This window comes from Paraburkholderia sp. SARCC-3016, assembly GCF_031119615.1.
GTDB lineage: Bacteria > Pseudomonadota > Gammaproteobacteria > Burkholderiales > Burkholderiaceae > Paraburkholderia.
Genome location: NZ_JAVHZD010000003.1, coordinates 235,599 through 252,011 on the forward strand (window position 1 = coordinate 235,599; position 16,413 = coordinate 252,011).

The 16,413-nt window shown below is 63.5% G+C and carries 15 protein-coding genes; 6 read left to right on the forward strand and 9 right to left on the reverse strand.

From position 1 onward, the window contains the following. Nucleotide 1 precedes the first annotated feature (1 nt). From QYH69_RS05130 to yacG, 5 genes are all read left to right on the forward strand, one after another. Nucleotides 2-1,225, forward strand: coding sequence for a type II secretion system F family protein (locus tag QYH69_RS05130; protein WP_308830805.1), 1,224 nt, complete (start codon nt 2-4; stop codon nt 1,223-1,225). Nucleotides 1,226-1,444: 219 nt separating this feature from the next. Next, the gene (locus QYH69_RS05135) at nt 1,445-2,287 is read left to right on the forward strand and encodes a prepilin peptidase (RefSeq protein WP_374992351.1); all 843 of its coding nucleotides are present in this window, start codon (nt 1,445-1,447) and stop codon (nt 2,285-2,287) included. A 3-nt stretch (nt 2,288-2,290) separates the two neighbouring features. Beyond that, nucleotides 2,291-2,905 (forward strand): dephospho-CoA kinase, encoded by a 615-nt coding sequence (gene coaE / locus QYH69_RS05140; protein ID WP_308830806.1) that lies wholly within the window; start codon nt 2,291-2,293, stop codon nt 2,903-2,905. A gap of 262 nt (nt 2,906-3,167) precedes the next feature. Further along, nucleotides 3,168-3,923: a cell division protein ZapD gene (gene zapD / locus QYH69_RS05145; RefSeq protein ID WP_075158218.1), complete on the forward strand. Its 756-nt coding sequence runs from the start codon at nt 3,168-3,170 to the stop codon at nt 3,921-3,923. Between the two features lie 170 nt (nt 3,924-4,093). Then, entirely contained in the window at nt 4,094-4,288 is a 195-nt protein-coding gene (yacG, locus tag QYH69_RS05150) for a DNA gyrase inhibitor YacG (protein ID WP_308830807.1), read from the forward strand. 28 nt (nt 4,289-4,316) lie between these two features. Here yacG and QYH69_RS05155 read toward each other — a convergent pair whose 3' ends face one another. The 4 genes from QYH69_RS05155 to secA form a co-directional block, all read right to left on the reverse strand. After that, nucleotides 4,317-4,748, reverse strand: coding sequence for an NUDIX domain-containing protein (locus QYH69_RS05155; RefSeq protein ID WP_308830808.1), 432 nt, complete (start codon nt 4,746-4,748; stop codon nt 4,317-4,319). Further along, a complete protein-coding gene (locus QYH69_RS05160; RefSeq protein ID WP_075158221.1) occupies nt 4,745-5,614 on the reverse strand; it encodes an ATP-binding protein in 870 nt (289 codons plus the stop codon). Before QYH69_RS05160 ends, QYH69_RS05155 begins: the two co-directional genes overlap by 4 nt. 64 nt (nt 5,615-5,678) lie before the next feature. Next, on the reverse strand, nt 5,679-6,926 hold the full coding sequence (gene argJ / locus QYH69_RS05165; protein ID WP_308830809.1) for a bifunctional glutamate N-acetyltransferase/amino-acid acetyltransferase ArgJ: 1,248 nt from the start codon (nt 6,924-6,926) through the stop codon (nt 5,679-5,681). A gap of 255 nt (nt 6,927-7,181) precedes the next feature. Further along, a complete protein-coding gene (gene secA, locus QYH69_RS05170) occupies nt 7,182-10,016 on the reverse strand; it encodes a preprotein translocase subunit SecA (protein ID WP_308830810.1) in 2,835 nt (944 codons plus the stop codon). Nucleotides 10,017-10,380: 364 nt separating this feature from the next. On the opposite strand from secA, the gene QYH69_RS05175 reads away from it, so the two are divergent. Continuing rightward, complete coding sequence (locus QYH69_RS05175) at nt 10,381-10,899, forward strand: DciA family protein (RefSeq protein WP_308830811.1); 519 nt, start codon at nt 10,381-10,383, stop codon at nt 10,897-10,899. Between the two features lie 116 nt (nt 10,900-11,015). On the opposite strand, the gene lpxC is transcribed toward QYH69_RS05175, so the two are convergent. From lpxC to QYH69_RS05200, 5 genes are all read right to left on the reverse strand, one after another. Then, complete coding sequence (gene lpxC, locus QYH69_RS05180) at nt 11,016-11,933, reverse strand: UDP-3-O-acyl-N-acetylglucosamine deacetylase (protein WP_308830812.1); 918 nt, start codon at nt 11,931-11,933, stop codon at nt 11,016-11,018. A gap of 380 nt (nt 11,934-12,313) precedes the next feature. Next, nucleotides 12,314-12,817, reverse strand: coding sequence for a peroxiredoxin (locus QYH69_RS05185; RefSeq protein ID WP_308830813.1), 504 nt, complete (start codon nt 12,815-12,817; stop codon nt 12,314-12,316). A 271-nt stretch (nt 12,818-13,088) separates the two neighbouring features. After that, a complete protein-coding gene (gene ftsZ, locus QYH69_RS05190) occupies nt 13,089-14,288 on the reverse strand; it encodes a cell division protein FtsZ (RefSeq protein ID WP_308830814.1) in 1,200 nt (399 codons plus the stop codon). Nucleotides 14,289-14,392: 104 nt separating this feature from the next. Continuing rightward, a complete protein-coding gene (gene ftsA / locus QYH69_RS05195; RefSeq protein WP_075158229.1) occupies nt 14,393-15,625 on the reverse strand; it encodes a cell division protein FtsA in 1,233 nt (410 codons plus the stop codon). Nucleotides 15,626-15,652: 27 nt separating this feature from the next. Further along, on the reverse strand, nt 15,653-16,405 hold the full coding sequence (locus tag QYH69_RS05200) for a cell division protein FtsQ/DivIB (protein WP_308830815.1): 753 nt from the start codon (nt 16,403-16,405) through the stop codon (nt 15,653-15,655). Nucleotides 16,406-16,413 lie beyond the last annotated feature (8 nt).

The window sequence follows — 16,413 nt, forward strand, 5'->3', positions numbered from 1 at the left end:
AATGGTGACGGATTCGTTATCGCAGGAACTGCGCTTCAGATGGCGTGGCATCGAGGCCGACGGGAGGCACAGGAGCGGCTCGGTCATCGCGGCCGACGTCGTCGCGGCGCGCGCGAAGATCAGGCGCGACGGCCTCTTTATTGTCGAACTCGCCGCGCAAGGCCCCGCGCCCCGCGCGCAGGCGCGTTCCGCCGACGTCACGCGCTTCACGCGCCAACTCGCGAGCCTGTTGCGCGCCGGCTTGCCGCTTGCGCCGTCGCTCGAATTGCTGGCCGACGCGCCGGCGTCCTCCGGCAAAACGCATGGCATGTCGCGCATCGTCGGTGCGCTTGCGCGCGACATCGTCGCGGGCGTCAGCTTTTCGCAAGCGCTGCGCTCGCGGGCCGATCAGTTCGGTCCGTTGTACGCGCAACTGGTTGCGGTGGGCGAAACGTCGGGTTCGCTTGCACAAGTGCTCGCGCGTATCGCAGACGACCGTGAGCGTTCCACCGCACAGCGTGCGAAAGTACGCGCGGCGCTCACGTACCCGACCGCTATCCTCGTACTCGCGGTGGCGATCACCGCGGCGCTGCTGATATGGGTCGTTCCGACCTTCAAGCAGATCTTCGACGGCTTCGGCGCCGCGCTGCCTGCGCCGACGCAAGCGGTACTTGCGCTTTCCGCGGGCGCCGCGAAATGGAGCTTGCCGATCGTCGTGTTCGGAGTCGCCGCGGGAACCAGCTTCGCGAAATTGCTGCGCACGTCGGAGGCGGCTCGGCTCCACTGCGCGCGGTTATCATTGCGCGCGCCCATTATCGGACCGCTGCTGACCATACTCTGCGCGGCACGCTGGAGCCGCGCGCTGGGCACGCTGCTCTCGGCCGGCACGCCGCTCGCCGATGCTTTCACGTCGCTCGATCACGCAACCGGCAATGCGTACTTCGACCGCGCGACCGCCGGCATCGCCGCGAGACTGCGCGACGGCGAGCGGCTTGCGGCTGCGATGCAGGCCACCCAATGCTTTCCGCCCGAGGTCGTGCAACCCGTCGCGGTCGCGGAGGAGTCGGGCACCCTCGATACGATGCTGCTCGATGTCGCATCGCTGTGCGATCGTCAGGTAGACGAACAGACCGGCTCGCTCGCGAGCCTGTGCGAACCGCTCGTGATCGCGGTGCTCGGGCTGCTTGTGGGTGGGCTCGTCATTGCAATGTATCTTCCCATCATTCAACTAGGCAACGTGGTGTAGCATCCAGCCGAATCGAGAACCTCAACCATGCCGGCCGCGTTCAGAACCGTGTCAGACCACCTCTACAACATGTCGTATCCGTCGCCTTCAGGGTTGTCTTCGGGGTCGCTCGTCGTGTCGCCCATGGGGTTGCCGATCGGGTCGCAAATCGGCTCGCCTGTCGCGTCGGTCGTTGCCTGGCTCGACAATCTGTCGGCTGCGGCCGGCGCGGCCTTCGCGATGCTGCCGCTCGCGCTGCAGATCGTCTTCGCGGTCGCGTTCGGGCTCGTGGTCGGCAGTTTCCTGAACGTCGTCGTGCACCGGCTGCCGATCATGCTCGAACGCGCATGGCGTGCCGAAGTCGCCGATGTCACCGGTCAGCAAGTCGAAAACGACGGCCTGCCGCCGCGTTATAACCTGTGGCTGCCGCGCAGCGCATGCCCGCATTGCGGCCACTTGCTGCGCGCGTGGGAAAACGTGCCCATCCTCAGCTATCTGCTGCTCCGCGGCCGCTGCTCGCAATGCAAAACGCGCGTGAGCCTCCGTTATCCATTGATCGAAATGGCAAGCGCCGTCTGTGCGGTCGCGTCGCTCGTGCTGTTCGGTCCGAGCGGCACCGCGCTCGCCGCGTTTGGCCTCTGTGCCACGCTGCTCGCGACGAGCGCTATCGATATCGACACGCACCTGCTGCCCGATTCGCTAACGCTGCCTTTGCTGTGGACGGGCCTGATCCTCAACTTCGGCGGCCTCTTCGCGAGTCTGTCCGATGCCGTGCTCGGCGCGATTGCCGGTTATCTCGCGCTATGGTGCGTACACTGGGCGTTCAAGCTCGTGCGCGGCATCGAAGGCATGGGCTACGGCGACTTCAAGCTGCTCGCCGCACTGGGCGCCTGGCTTGGTTGGGCCGCGCTGCCGCAAATCATTCTGATCGCCGCGGTCGCCGGCGCGCTCGTCGGTCTCGTTGCCACCTGGCGCGGCCGGATGCGCTTCGAAGAACCGCTGCCGTTCGGCCCGTTTCTCGCGGCCGGCGGCGCGCTTACGCTGTTTCTCGGTACGCCGCTTTATTTCGCTCTCGGAGGCTGACGCATGTTTGCTGTTGGGTTGACGGGCGGCATCGGCAGCGGCAAGTCCTTCGTCGCCGACCGCTTTGCGGCGCGCGGCGTGCCAATCATCGACACCGACGCGATCGCGCATCGCATCACGGCGCCGCACGGCCTTGCGATGCCCGCGATCGCGAGCGAATTCGGCGCTTTGTTCGTCGCCCCCGACGGTTCGCTCGATCGCGCACGCATGCGAGCGCTTGTCTTTAGCGACGAAAACGCGAGGCGCCGCCTCGAAGCGATCACTCACCCGTTGATCCGTGCGGAGACCGAACGTGAGCGGCGCGAAGCGCGCGGCCCCTATGCAATGATCGTGGTGCCGCTGCTCGTCGAATCGGGAAGCTGGAAGACGCGTGTGAATCGCGTGCTCGTCGTCGACTGCAGCGTCGAGACGCAGATCGGGCGCGTCATGCGCCGCAACGCGTTCACGCGCGAACAGGTGCTTGCGATCATCGCCCGCCAGGCGACGCGTGAGGCGCGCCTCGCAGCTGCCGACGATGTGATCGTCAACCACGACCAGTCAACGGTCGAAGCACTCGATGCGCGCGTCGAAGAATTGCACCGCCTGTATATCTCCGAATCATCCGCCGGCGCGCCATAAGCCCGTATACAAGTGCTGATGCGGCACCCGTGCTCAAGTCATTCCGGTTGCGAAAATGTCCCTCGAGCGCCCCCGATAATCTGAAGGTCGGCGGAAAATCGGGCAGCGCGCCGCGATTTCGCAGTAACCGGCGCGAAACGTGAGCGAAACACGAGCGAAAAATTTGCGAACTGGACGGATCCAGTGTTTCATTGCTAGGGTAGAGCCACGGCATTAGAATGTCCTGCAATTCAGTTACCGACCACGCGCGAGGCGATCCCGCTTGATTCTTTACGAGTATCCCTTCAACGAGCGAATCAGGACGCTGTTGCGCCTCGAAGACCTGTTCGAGCGCTTTACGTTCTTTTTGACTCAGGAAGATCCGAGGGAACATCATGTCGCGCTGACCACGCTGTTCGAGATCTCCGAAGTCGCCGGCCGCGCGGATCTGAAGTCGGACCTGATGAAGGAGCTCGAGCGGCAGCGTCAAACGCTCGCACCATTCCGCGGCAATCCGGGCATCGAGCAGAATGCGCTCGAAGCCGTGCTCGGTGAAATCGAGCAAACGCTTGCCGGCCTTGCTCAAATGCAAGGCAAAACGGGCCAGCATCTGGCCGACAACGAGTGGCTCTCGAGCATCCGCAGCCGCGCGATCATTCCAGGCGGCACCTGCAAGTTCGATCTTCCGTCGTACTACGCATGGCAGCAGACGCATGCGGACCAGCGCCGCCAGGATATCGCGAAGTGGGTCATGCCGCTGTTGCCTTTGCGCGATGCGGCCGCCATCGTGCTGCGTCTGGCGCGCGAATCGGGCCAGGCGTCGAAGGTCATGGCGATGCAGGGCAGCTACCAGCAGATGCTGTCGGGCCGCACGTACCAGCTGATGCAGGTGCGCGTGGCGCCGGAATTGCGCGTGATCCCCGAAGCGAGCGCCAACAAATATATGCTGTGGGTCCGCTTCACGGTGCAGGACGGCGATCTTCGTCCGCGCTCGGTCGATGTCGACGTGCCTTTTCAGCTCACGCTGTGTAGTCTGTAGGCGTAAGTCGCCGATCGACGGTCGCCGGTCGTCGCCTGGCACCGGCGGCGCGGGACGGCAGACCAGGCACGCGCGATGCGCAACGCGCGACGCGCTTTAATCCGCAGCCGGCGCCCCCAGATTCGACGTTCGTTACATTTCGATCGAACCATCGCCACAAACCAGACAGAATGACAACCGTCGTCAAATGCCCAACTTGCGGCAAGGATGTCCGTTGGACCCCGGAAAGCCGCTTCCGCCCGTTCTGCTCCGAACGGTGCAAGCAGATGGATCTCGGCGCCTGGGCCGCCGAGAAATACAGGATCGGCAGCAACGATGAAGAGCCGCCGTCAGACGAGATGCCCGGCGAAAACGCACATCATTGAAGTTCGCCGTAAAGCGCGCACCCACCGGTTACTCAGCCGCGAGCCATTCGAGCACCGGTATCGTAGCGGGCAGCAGCGGTGTGACGTCAGCGGGCAACGTCTGCCAGACGAAAGCCTGGCCTTCGCGGCCGTGCGGCTCGCCGGCCCATTCGGTCACCTTGCAGAAATAGAGCCGCACATACGCATGCGGATAGTCGTGTTCGAGCGTATGCCAGCGGTGGCAGGCCTTCACGTCGATGCCGAGCTCTTCGTGCAGTTCGCGCGCGAGCGCCGCCTCGACGGTCTCGCCGGGTTCGAGCTTGCCGCCCGGAAACTCCCAGTAACCTTCATACGGCTTGCCTGCCGGCCGCTGCGCGAGCAGATAGCGCCCGTCCGGCTGCACCAGCACGCCGACCGCGACCTCGGTCACCGGCCGCGGCGCCGCCGCGGCTTGCGGCGCATTGTCCGCAGCAGCAGTCATGCCGGCGCCCGGCGACCCGACCAGTCACGCGCGAACTGCCACGCAACGCGCCCCGAGCGCGAGCCGCGTTCGAGCGCCCACACGAGCGCATCGCCGCGCGCGGCTTCGACGCCCGCGTCGTCGCAGCCGAAATGGCGCAGCCAGTGCGCGACGATCGTGAGGTAATCGTCCTGCTTGAACGGATAGAAGCTGACCCACAGCCCGAAGCGCTCGGACAGCGAGATCTTTTCCTCGACCACTTCGCCCGGATGAATCTCACCGTCGGCCGTGTGCTTGTACGTCTCGTTGTCGCTCATGTATTCGGGCAACAGATGGCGGCGATTCGACGTCGCGTAGATCAGCACGTTGTCCGATTGCGCGGCCACCGAGCCGTCGAGCGCAACCTTCAGCGCCTTGTAGCCGGACTCGCCGTCCTCGAACGACAGATCGTCGCAGAACACGACAAAGCGCTCGGGCCGCATCGAGATCAGATCGACGATGTCGCCGAGATCGTGCAGGTCGTCCTTGTCGACTTCGATGAGACGCAAACCGTCCTTCGCATACGCATTGAGGCAGGCCTTGATCAGCGAAGACTTCCCCGTGCCGCGCGCACCGGTGAGCAGCACGTTGTTCGCCGGCTGCTTGTGGACGAACTGGCGCGTGTTCTGCTCGATCAGCTCCTTCTGGCGGTCGATGTTCTGCAGGTCCGCAAGCGAAATCAGGGAAATGGACGGCACCGGTTGCAGAAAGCCGCGCCCCTGGCGCTTGCGCCAGCGAAATGCGACCGCGGCCGACCAGTCGACGTCGGGCGCCGCAGGCGGCAGCATTGCTTCGAGACGGCCCAGCACCGCTTCGGCGCGGGTCAACAGTTGTTCGAGTTTATCCATGGCTAAAGAGAGAGGCGGTCGGGATTCTTGCCGCGCGTGCCGATTCAGGCAGCGCAGCGCCCGATCAGGAACGGTAATCGGCGTTGATGCTTACGTATTCGTGCGACAGGTCGCAAGTCCAGATCGTGGCTTGCGCATCGCCACGGCCTAGCAGCACGCGAATCAGGATCTCGCTCTTCTTCATCACCCGCTGGCCGTCTTCCTCACGATACGCCGGATTGCGTCCGCCTGCCTTCGCGACGAGCACGTCGTCGAGATACAGATCGATCTTGCCGACGTCGAGATCGTTGACGCCCGCATAGCCGATCGCGGCAAGAATGCGGCCCAGATTCGGATCCGACGCGTAGAACGCCGTCTTCACAAGCGGCGAATGACCGATCGCGTAGGCGATCTGCCGGCATTCGGCGACGCTCGTGCCGCCTTCGACCTGCACCGTCATGAACTTCGTCGCGCCCTCGCCGTCGCGCACGATCAGCTGCGCGAGCGTCTGCGCCACGTCGGTCACCGCGTCGCAGAGCTCGGCATAAGCCGCCGAACCGGTCGACGTGATCGCCGGCAGGCTCGACTTGCCCGACGCAATCACGATGAACGAGTCGTTCGTCGACGTATCGCCGTCGATCGTAATGCAGTTGAACGAGCGGTCCGCGACATGTTTGACGAGCGCGTCGAGCACCGGCTGCGAGACGGCCGCATCGAACGCGAGAAAGCCGAGCATCGTCGCCATGTTCGGCTTGATCATGCCGGCGCCCTTGCTGATGCCGGTCAGCGTGATCGTATGGCCGTCGATTTTCACCTGGCGCGACGCGGCTTTCGGCAGCGTGTCGGTGGTCATGATCGACTGCGCGGCATCGTACCAATGCGCGGCCGCGCGGTTCGCAAGCGCGGCGGGCAGGCCGGCCTTGAGCCGGTCGATCGGCAGCGGTTCGAGAATGACCCCGGTCGAAAACGGCAGCACCTGCTCGGGCTCAATACCCGCGAGCCGCGCAAGCTCGTTGCAAGTTTCACGCGCGTGCGCGAGGCCAGGTTCGCCCGTGCCCGCATTCGCGTTGCCGGTATTGATGACGAGCGCGCGGATGCCCTTGCCGCTACCGCCGCTGCGCGCGCGCTCCAGATGCTCGCGGCACACCGTGACCGGCGCCGCGCAGAACCGGTTCGACGTGAACACGCCCGCAACCGTCGCGCCTTCGTCGACGGAAATCACGAGCACGTCCTTGCGATTCGGTTTGCGAATATTCGCTTCGGCCCAGCCGAGCGTGACGCCGGGTACCGGATGAAGTTGAGCGGGTTCGATCGAAGGGAAATTGACAGCCATGGGTGGCGACCTGTCGGAGCTGAAAATGCCGGCGCGCGCTAGCAGGCAGCCGCCGGCATCGGAACATGACTGGCTATCCGGCACGGCGCCGGATAGCCGCGAATTCAGTGGCGACGTACCGTAAAAACGACGTCGGAACTGACGCACACACTACCGCAAAAATAACGGCGAACGCACCGCCAGGAACAACGGAATGCGACCGTGGAAACGACGCGGCGCGCATTGAGCGCGCCGCCTTTCAGCCTGTCTGCAGCGTCAGGCGATCTTGCCGTGGCACTGCTTGTACTTCTTGCCGCTGCCGCACGGGCACGGATCGTTGCGGCCGACCTTCGGAATGCCGTCGCTCGCGCGCGGCACGCCAGCCGCAGCCGCGGCGGTGCCGCGCGGCGCATGGCTCATCGCATCGCCGATCATCGTCGCGGCCGCATCGGCAGCCACGGGCGCCGCGGCCACGGCCGTCGCCGCGTTCGAATCGGAGTAGTCGGCATGCCGGAACTCGACGTTCTCGAGATGGCTGCCCTGTTCCTCGTACTGCTCGGCCGCCTGCTCGAGCTGCTCGGGCGACTGGATCTGCACATTCATCACGATGCGCGTGACATCGAGCTTCACCGCATCGAGCATCGCGGCGAACAGTTCGAATGCCTCGCGCTTGTATTCCTGCTTCGGGTTCTTCTGCGCATAGCCGCGCAGGTGAATGCCCTGGCGCAGATGGTCGAGCGCCGCGAGATGTTCGCGCCAGCTGCGATCGAGCGTCTGCAGCATGATCGAGCGCTCGAAGGCGCTGAACGATTCGCGGCCGACGAGCGTGACTTTCGCTTCGTATGCTTCGTCCGCAGCCGCGGTTACGGCTTCGAGAATCTCGTCCGCGTCGATCGACTGCGATTCGTTGATCATTTCCTGAATCGCGAGATCGAGCTGCCAGTCGTTGCGCAGCACTTCTTCGAGCTCGGGCACGTCCCACTGCTCTTCGATGCTGCCCGGTGCCACGAACTGGCGCACGATGTCGCCGATCACGCCGTGGCGCATCGCGCCGATCGTCTCGGCGATGTCGTGCGCTTCGAGCAGTTCGTTGCGCTGCTGGTAGATCACCTTGCGCTGATCGTTCGCGACGTCGTCGTATTCGAGCAGCTGCTTGCGGATATCGAAGTTGCGCGCCTCGACCTTGCGCTGCGCCGATTCTATCGAACGCGTGACGATGCCCGCTTCGATCGCCTCGCCTTCAGGCATCTTGAGCCGGTCCATGATCGCGCGCACGCGGTCGCCGGCGAAAATGCGCAGCAGCGGATCTTCGAGCGACAGATAGAAACGCGACGAACCCGGATCGCCCTGGCGGCCCGCACGGCCACGCAGCTGATTGTCGATCCGGCGCGACTCGTGGCGCTCGGTGCCGATAATGTGCAGGCCGCCTGCGGCCTTCACCTGATCGTGCAGCGTTTGCCATTCGCCATGCAGTTGCGCGATGCGGCGCTGCTTTTCGTCGGCGGGAATCGATTCGTCCACTTCGAGGAATGCCGCCTGCTTCTCGGCATTGCCGCCGAGCACGATGTCGGTACCGCGGCCGGCCATGTTGGTCGCGATCGTGATGCGCTGCGGCCGTCCGGCTTCGGCGACGATCGCTGCTTCGCGCTCGTGCTGTTTCGCATTGAGCACTTCGTGCGGCAAGCCCGCTTTTTTCAGCAGATGCGACAGCAGTTCCGAGTTTTCGATCGACGTCGTGCCGACGAGCACCGGCTGGCCGCGCTCGTAGCATTCGTGGATATCGCGGATCACCGCATCGTAGCGTTCGCGCGCGGTCTTGTAGATCTGATCCTGGCGATCGATCCGCTTCGGCGGCCGGTTCGTCGGAATCACGACTGTCTCGAGACCGTAGATCTCGTTGAATTCGTACGCTTCGGTGTCGGCCGTGCCGGTCATGCCGGACAGCTTGCCGTACATACGGAAATAGTTCTGGAACGTGATCGAAGCGAGCGTCTGATTTTCGCTCTGGATCTTCACGTGCTCCTTCGCCTCGACCGCCTGATGCAGGCCGTCGGACCAGCGGCGGCCGGCCATCAGACGGCCGGTGAACTCGTCGACGATGACGACTTCGCCGTTCTGCACGACGTAATGCTGATCGCGGTGGAACAGCGTGTGCGCGCGTAGCGCCGCGTACACGTGGTGCATCAACGTGATGTTCTGCGGCGCGTACAAGCTTTCGCCGTCGCCGATCAGACCCCACTCGGCGAGCAGCCGCTCGGCTTTCTCGTGACCCGACTCCGTGAGGAACACCTGGCGCGCTTTTTCATCGAGCGTGTAGTCGCCCGGCTTTTCGACACCCGTACCATCGGCCTTTTCTTCGCCGATCTGCCGCTCGAGCAGCGGCGGCAGCGCATTCATGCGCACGTACAGATCGGTATGGTCTTCGGCCTGGCCCGAGATGATGAGCGGCGTGCGCGCCTCGTCGATCAGGATCGAATCCACTTCGTCGACGATTGCAAAGTTGAGCGCCCGCTGCACGCGCGCCTCGGTCTCGTAGACCATGTTGTCGCGCAGGTAGTCGAAACCGAATTCGTTGTTCGTGCCGTACGTGATGTCCGCGGCATAGGCTTCCTGTTTGAAGCTGTGATCCATCTGCGACAGATTCACGCCGACCGACAAGCCGAGGAAGTTATACAGCCGGCCCATCCACTCGGCATCGCGCTGCGCGAGGTAGTCGTTGACGGTCACGACGTGCACGCCGCGGCCCGACAGCGCATTCAGGTACGCGGCGAGCGTCGCGACGAGCGTTTTGCCCTCGCCGGTGCGCATTTCGGCGATCTTGCCGTAGTGCAGCACCATGCCGCCGATCAACTGCACGTCGAAGTGGCGCATCTTCAGCACGCGCTTGCTCGCCTCCCGGCAAACCGCGAATGCTTCGGGCAACAGCTTGTCGAGCGACTCTCCGCCCGCCACCCGCTGACGGAATTCGCCGGTTTTCGCGCGTAACTGATCGTCCGTCAGTTTCTCGATCTGCGGCTCGAGCGCATTGATCGACACGACGGTCTTTTGATATTGCTTGACGAGGCGCTGGTTGCGACTGCCAAAAATCTTTTGTAGAAAACCGGTGATCATCGGGTCGGTGTCTCTGCGTCGCGGCTTCGGCGAGGAAAGCGAGAAAGCGCGGCCGGGGTCGTGCCCTCGCTTACCCGTTGTCGGAAGTGCCTCGGCGGCTTGTCAAGAAGTGAATTCGAATCGGGGATTTTAGCACGCGCCCCAACGCGCGCCTGTGTCGAACCTCAGATCGCTGTCGGCTCTTCCCGACCGGCATTGTGACGCGTGCCAGTGCGCCCGTCATCATGCGTGCATGCTCCCCGATTGCGCATCGTGTTTGATTCCGCAAGGGGGCCGGCAAACGCCGCACGGTACAATGGTCTGTCTATGCGGAATATGCGGAATTGCCGCTCCTTGCGGTTCTCCAGCGCCACCACTGTCAAACATGAGCCGCTCTTCGTCGAATTCAAGGCCGCCGTTTCCGAAGCCGACCGCACAGTCGCCGTCAGCGAGATTTTCGCCGTCGTACGACGTGCGGCGCCCGCAACGGCTCGCCGATGTGCTGGCGCGCACCGACCCCTTTTCCGCGTTGCGCGCGGGCGTCGAGCAGATTGCAGCACTGGAACGCGACCTTGCCGCGCTCCTGCCCGACTATCTGGCGACGAGCGTCGAGCCCGGCTTCATCAAGGACGGCGTGCTGGCGATCTTTGCCGCGCACAATGCGCTCGCCGCGCGTTTGCGGCATCTCGAGCCACGGCTCGTGGCCGATTTGCAGCAGCGCGGCTGGGCAGTCGAATCGCTGAAAATTCGCGTGCGGCCTAAGGCGGTCGAGCCGCCGCCGCCGATCAAGCAGGCCCGCATGACTCGTGTCGGTGCCGATGCGCTGCATGAACTAAGCGAATCGCTCGAGCCTTCGCCGCTACAGGCGGCACTCGCGCGCATGGCTGCACGGCATCGCAGGTGAATCCTCGCACCGGTGCGCTCCCGAGCACGGCAAAACAAAAAAGCGACCGGTTCGGTCGCTTTTTTGTTCACATGTTGGAGCGTAGTGCGCGAGACAAACCACCGCGCACGCCGCGCTTACGCGAATGCCGTCTGCGTATCGTAGGCAAACCCGCGCGGCGCCTTCTGCGGATCGTCGAACGTGACGATTTCGTACGCGTCCTCATGCGCGAGCAACTCGCGCAGCAGCGCATTGTTCAGACCATGGCCCGACTTGTACGCATCGTACGACGCGAGCAACGGATGGCCGACCACGTAAAGGTCGCCGATCGCATCGAGCATCTTGTGCTTGACGAACTCGTCGTCGTAACGCAGCCCATCGTTGTTCAGAATGCGGTACTCGTCCAGCACGATTGCATTGTCCATGCTGCCGCCGCGTGCGAGGCCCAGTTCACGCATGGTTTCTACTTCATGCGCGAAGCCGAACGTACGCGCCCGCGCGATCTCGCGCACATACGACGTATTCGCGAAGTCCACTTCGAGCGCCTGGCCCGTCTTATCGACGGCAGGATGGCGGAAATCGATCGTGAATTTGAGCTTGAAGCCGAAATACGGATCGAGGCGCGCGTACTTGTCGCCGTCGCGAATCTCGACCGGCTTCTTTACCTGGATGAACTTCTTCGCGGCGTTCTGTTCTTCGATGCCGGCCGACTGGATCAGAAACACGAACGAGGCGGCGCTGCCGTCCATGATCGGAATCTCTTCAGCAGTGACGTCGACATACAGGTTGTCGATGCCGAGGCCCGCACAGGCGGACATCAGGTGCTCGACCGTCGACACGCGTGCGCCGTCCTTCTGCAACACCGATGCGAGCCGCGTATCGCCGATCGACATTGCCGACGCAGGGATGTCCACCGGCGTGGGCAGATCCACGCGCGCAAACACGATGCCCGTATCCGGCGCCGCGGGCCGAAGTGTGAGATCGACCTTGCGTCCCGAATGCAAGCCGATGCCGACCGTCTTGACGATCGATTTGATGGTGCGCTGCTTCAACATGATGGTCTTCTATTCCATTCAGCATCCCGACCAGCCCTGCGCCCGAAGATTGCAAGCACGCGCGGGGTTGAGGATTAGCGACTCGGAGTCGATTGAAATCGCCAATCGGGACTTTTTAACCCATAGAGCGGATTATACCCCATCCGCCTTTGAGGCACTGCCGTCTGGTCGTATCAATCTGTTTCGCGACATTACGCCGGGCGCGAATGCCGCGATACCTGTTTAAACAAAGATGGGGCCGATGCCCGGAATGGAGGCGTTTCCGGTCATCGGCCCGAGCGGATCACCCGCGAGGCCAGGTTACGGCCTGTCACAATGGCGTCACGCATGGCGTTGCCAGCGTGCAACACGTGGCCAATCGCGCGCCGCGCACATTGCGACTACTTCAACGTTGCGAGAACGCTCTGCGCATCGCTAACTTCGAACTTGCCGGGTGCTTCGACGTTGAGCGTCTTGACCACGCCATCGTCGACCACCATCGCGTAGCGCTGCGAGCGAATGCCCATGCCACGCGCCGACAAATCCTGATCCAGACCGAGCGCTCTGGTAAAAGCCGCACTACCGTCCGCCATCATGCGCACCTTGCCCGCGGTGCGCTGATCGCGTCCCCACGCGCCCATCACGAACGCGTCGTTGACGGACACGCACCAGATCTCGTCGATGCCCGCGGCGCGCAGCTTATCGGCCGCTTCGACGTAACCCGGCACATGTTTGGCCGAACAGGTCGGCGTGAACGCGCCCGGCAATCCGAAGATCACCACACGCTTGCCCGCCGTTTCGTGACTCACGCTGAAGCTGTTCGCTCCGATCGTGCAGCCCTCGCGCGGCTCGTCGATCATTTCGAAGACGGTCGCGTCGGGCAGTTTTTCACCAGTCTTGATCATGCTCGTTCCTTCACTCGATGATGCGGGAGCTGCTCGCACGTAAACAACTGGAAAGCGGCATTTCATCCGATCTCATTTCATTAATGAGGATGGCAAAACCGGTCCGGCCGCTTCGAAAACTCGAAGAGGGCAACCGTCCTTGCCGCGCGTCTTGCGAGACGCGGTCTGTATGCCGTTCCATCCGTCACGCTCGTGCATTCGGAGGGCGCGAAATGCAATGCAGCAAATGCCAATGCAGCGTGCGCCGCGACGAAAGCCCGCTCCTCGCGTGTCAGTCAGCCTGCTTGCGCAGGAAAGCCGGAATGTCGTACGTGTCGACGCCCTTTTCCTGCAGCGCCTGCACGTGCGAAGCCGCGGTGTCGCGCGACGTGCGCCACACGGCCGGCGTATCGAGCGAACCGTAGTCCGCCGTCTGTGCCGGTTGTGTCGCGTAGCCGTGCTGCATCGCGTGATTATTGACCGGCGCGTTGTCGGTACCGGTACGCAGCAGCGTCATCGGCGCCGATTGCTGCTTCTTCGCAGTGCGGCCGAGGCCCGTCGCCACGACGGTCACGCGCAACGCGTCGCCCATCGCGTCATCGTACACGGCGCCGAAAATCACCGTTGCGTCATCCGCAGCATAGCTCTTGATCGTGTTCATCACTTCGCGCGTTTCCGACAGACGCAGCGAACGGCTCGACGTGATGTTGACGAGCACGCCGCGCGCACCCGACAGATCGACGCCTTCGAGCAGCGGACTCGCAACCGCCTGCTCGGCCGCCAGACGCGCGCGATCGACGCCGGCCACCGTCGCCGTGCCCATCATCGCCTTGCCCTGCTCGCCCATCACCGTCTTCACGTCTTCGAAGTCGACGTTCACGAGACCGTCGACGTTGATGATTTCCGCGATGCCGGCAACCGCGTTGTTCAACACGTCGTCAGCGCACTGGAAGCATTTGTCCATCTCGGCGTCATCGCCCATCACCTCGAACAGCTTGTCGTTCAGAACGACGATCAGCGAGTCGACGTGATCCTCCAGTTGCTGCGAACCTGCTTCAGCGACGCGCATGCGCTTGCCGCCTTCGAATTCGAACGGCTTGCTCACCACGCCGACCGTCAGAATTCCCATTTCCTTCGCGATCTGCGCGACGACCGGCGCCGCACCGGTGCCGGTGCCGCCCCCCATACCCGCGGTGATGAACACCATGTGCGCGCCGCGCATCGAGTCGGCGATGCGCTCGCGCGCTTCTTCAGCGGCCGCGCGACCCATTTCCGGCTTGGCACCCGCACCGAGCCCCGTCTTGCCGAGTTGCAGCACGGTGCTTGCCTTCGAACGCGACAACACCTGGGCATCGGTGTTCATTACGATGAAATCGACACCCTGCACACCGCGGTTGATCATGTGCTGCACGGCATTGCCGCCCGCACCACCTACACCGATCACCTTGATGATGGTGCCGTTGGTTTCCGTTTCCAGCATCTCGAATTCCATATTGCCTCCGTCAAGAAAAAAGTCTCATTCGGCCGTTATCCGGCAGGAGATCGGGCAACCCCCTGTCGCGCGCCAGCCGCCGGCACCAGCGCGAATTCGGTTCGTTAAAAGTTGCCGAGGAACCAGTCCTTCATGCGCGTGAACACCTGTCCCATCGAGCCGGACTGCACCGCAACCTTGCGGCCGCGCATGCGCTGCGAGCGCCCTTCGACGAGCAGGCCCATCGCAGTCGAATAGCGCGGGTTGCGCACCACGTCCGCGAGACCGCCCGCGTATTCGGGCACACCGATACGCACCGGCTTCAGGAAAATGTCTTCACCGAGCTCGACCATGCCGGGCATCATCGATGCGCCGCCGGTCAGCACCACGCCGGAGCTCAGCAGTTCCTCGTAACCCGACTCGCGCACGACCTGCTGCACGAGCGAAAACAGTTCTTCGACGCGCGGCTCGATGACAGCCGCGAGCGCCTGGCGCGACAGCGTGCGCGGACCGCGCTCGCCGAGCCCCGGCACTTCGATCATTTCGTCCGGATCGGCCAGCGCCTGCTTGGCGATGCCGTAGCCGACCTTGATGTCTTCCGCGTCCGGCGTCGGCGTGCGCAGCGCCATCGCGATGTCGCTCGTCACCTGGTCGCCGGCGATCGGAATCACCGCCGTGTGGCGGATCGCACCTTCGCTGAAGATCGCGATATCGGTCGTGCCGCCGCCGATGTCGACGAGCACCACGCCCAGTTCCTTTTCGTCGTCCGTCAGCACCGCGAGCGACGACGCGAGCGGCTGCAGGATCAGATCGTTCACTTCGAGGCCGCAGCGGCGCACGCACTTCACGATGTTCTGCGCCGCGCTCACGGCGCCGGTCACGATATGCACCTTCACTTCGAGCCGGATGCCGCTCATCCCGATCGGCTCGCGCACATCTTCCTGGCCGTCGATGATGAATTCCTGCGTGAGGATGTGCAGCACCTGCTGGTCGGTCGGAATGTTGATCGCCTTCGCCGTTTCGATCACGCGCGCCACATCGGTTTGCGTGACTTCCTTCTCCTTGATCGCGACCATTCCGCTCGAATTGAAGCTGCGGATATGGCTGCCGGCAATGCCGGTGAACACATTTGTTATCTTGCAGTCGGCCATCAGCTCCGCTTCTTCGAGCGCGCGCTGGATCGACTGCACGGTGGCCTCGATGTTCACCACCACGCCTTTCTTGAGCCCCTTCGACTCGCTCTGGCCAAGGCCGATCACTTCGTAGTGACCTTCGCCTTTCAGCTCGGCGACGATCGCCACGACTTTCGCCGTCCCGATGTCGAGGGCCACCAGCAGATCTTTATAGTCTTTACTCATAGCGTGCTCATTGCGAGTGATGTCCTGTTACTTCTTGCCCTTGTCGGGCTCCGTAATGAAGCGCATGCCAGTTGCTCGAATCGCAAAACCGTTCGGATAACGCAAGTCCGCATACTCGATGTCCTTTCCCCAGCGCTGCGTCACCGCGGACCAGGCCGCCGTCAAACGCCGGCAGCGGTCGTACAGCGTGTCCTGATTGCGTTCGCGGCCCAGTTCGACCTGCATGCCGTTCGACAGCTTGACCGTCCACGCATAGCGCGGCGACAGCGTGACTTCGTCCGGCGTCGCGCCGATCGACGCAAACCACTTCTGGAAGTCGTGATAACGCGCGACGACTTCCTTCGCCGACCCGTCCGGCCCGTCGAACGCCGGCAACTCCTGATCGAGCTCGCCCTGATTCGCGGTAAAGAGATCGCCGTCGACGCTCACGAGCTGATCGCTGCCCCATGTGCCGAGCGGCTTGTACTCTTCGAGCGTCACCGCGAGCGCATTCGGCCACACGCGCCGCACGCTCGCATGACGCACCCATGGCATCTGCTCGAACGACTGCCGCGCGGCATCGAGATCGACGGTGAAGAAATTGCCCTTCAGCCGGCCGACGACGGTTGCGCGCACCGTCGGCGAATTGATGTGCTCGGTATCGCCGTCGATGCGGATCTCGCGCAGCGCGAAGTTCGGGCGCTGGATCAGCCAGTACGCGCCCGCCGCCAGCAGCACGAGCACCAGCAACGCATTGAGCGCGTTGGCGGCGAGGTTCAGCTGGCGAACGTTGTTCCACATGTTTGCCC

Coding starts and splice junctions, on each gene's coding strand:
- QYH69_RS05130 (WP_308830805.1), top strand. CDS start 2: ATGGTGACGGATTCGTTATCGCAGGAACTGCGCTTCAGATGGCGTGGC.
- QYH69_RS05135 (WP_374992351.1), top strand. CDS start 1,445: ATGCTGCCGCTCGCGCTGCAGATCGTCTTCGCGGTCGCGTTCGGGCTC.
- coaE (WP_308830806.1), top strand. CDS start 2,291: ATGTTTGCTGTTGGGTTGACGGGCGGCATCGGCAGCGGCAAGTCCTTC.
- yacG (WP_308830807.1), top strand. CDS start 4,094: ATGACAACCGTCGTCAAATGCCCAACTTGCGGCAAGGATGTCCGTTGG.
- QYH69_RS05155 (WP_308830808.1), bottom strand. CDS start 4,748: ATGACTGCTGCTGCGGACAATGCGCCGCAAGCCGCGGCGGCGCCGCGG.
- QYH69_RS05160 (WP_075158221.1), bottom strand. CDS start 5,614: ATGGATAAACTCGAACAACTGTTGACCCGCGCCGAAGCGGTGCTGGGC.
- argJ (WP_308830809.1), bottom strand. CDS start 6,926: ATGGCTGTCAATTTCCCTTCGATCGAACCCGCTCAACTTCATCCGGTA.
- secA (WP_308830810.1), bottom strand. CDS start 10,016: ATGATCACCGGTTTTCTACAAAAGATTTTTGGCAGTCGCAACCAGCGC.
- QYH69_RS05175 (WP_308830811.1), top strand. CDS start 10,381: ATGAGCCGCTCTTCGTCGAATTCAAGGCCGCCGTTTCCGAAGCCGACC.
- lpxC (WP_308830812.1), bottom strand. CDS start 11,933: ATGTTGAAGCAGCGCACCATCAAATCGATCGTCAAGACGGTCGGCATC.
- QYH69_RS05185 (WP_308830813.1), bottom strand. CDS start 12,817: ATGATCAAGACTGGTGAAAAACTGCCCGACGCGACCGTCTTCGAAATG.
- ftsZ (WP_308830814.1), bottom strand. CDS start 14,288: ATGGAATTCGAGATGCTGGAAACGGAAACCAACGGCACCATCATCAAG.
- ftsA (WP_075158229.1), bottom strand. CDS start 15,625: ATGAGTAAAGACTATAAAGATCTGCTGGTGGCCCTCGACATCGGGACG.
- QYH69_RS05200 (WP_308830815.1), bottom strand. CDS start 16,405: ATGTGGAACAACGTTCGCCAGCTGAACCTCGCCGCCAACGCGCTCAAT.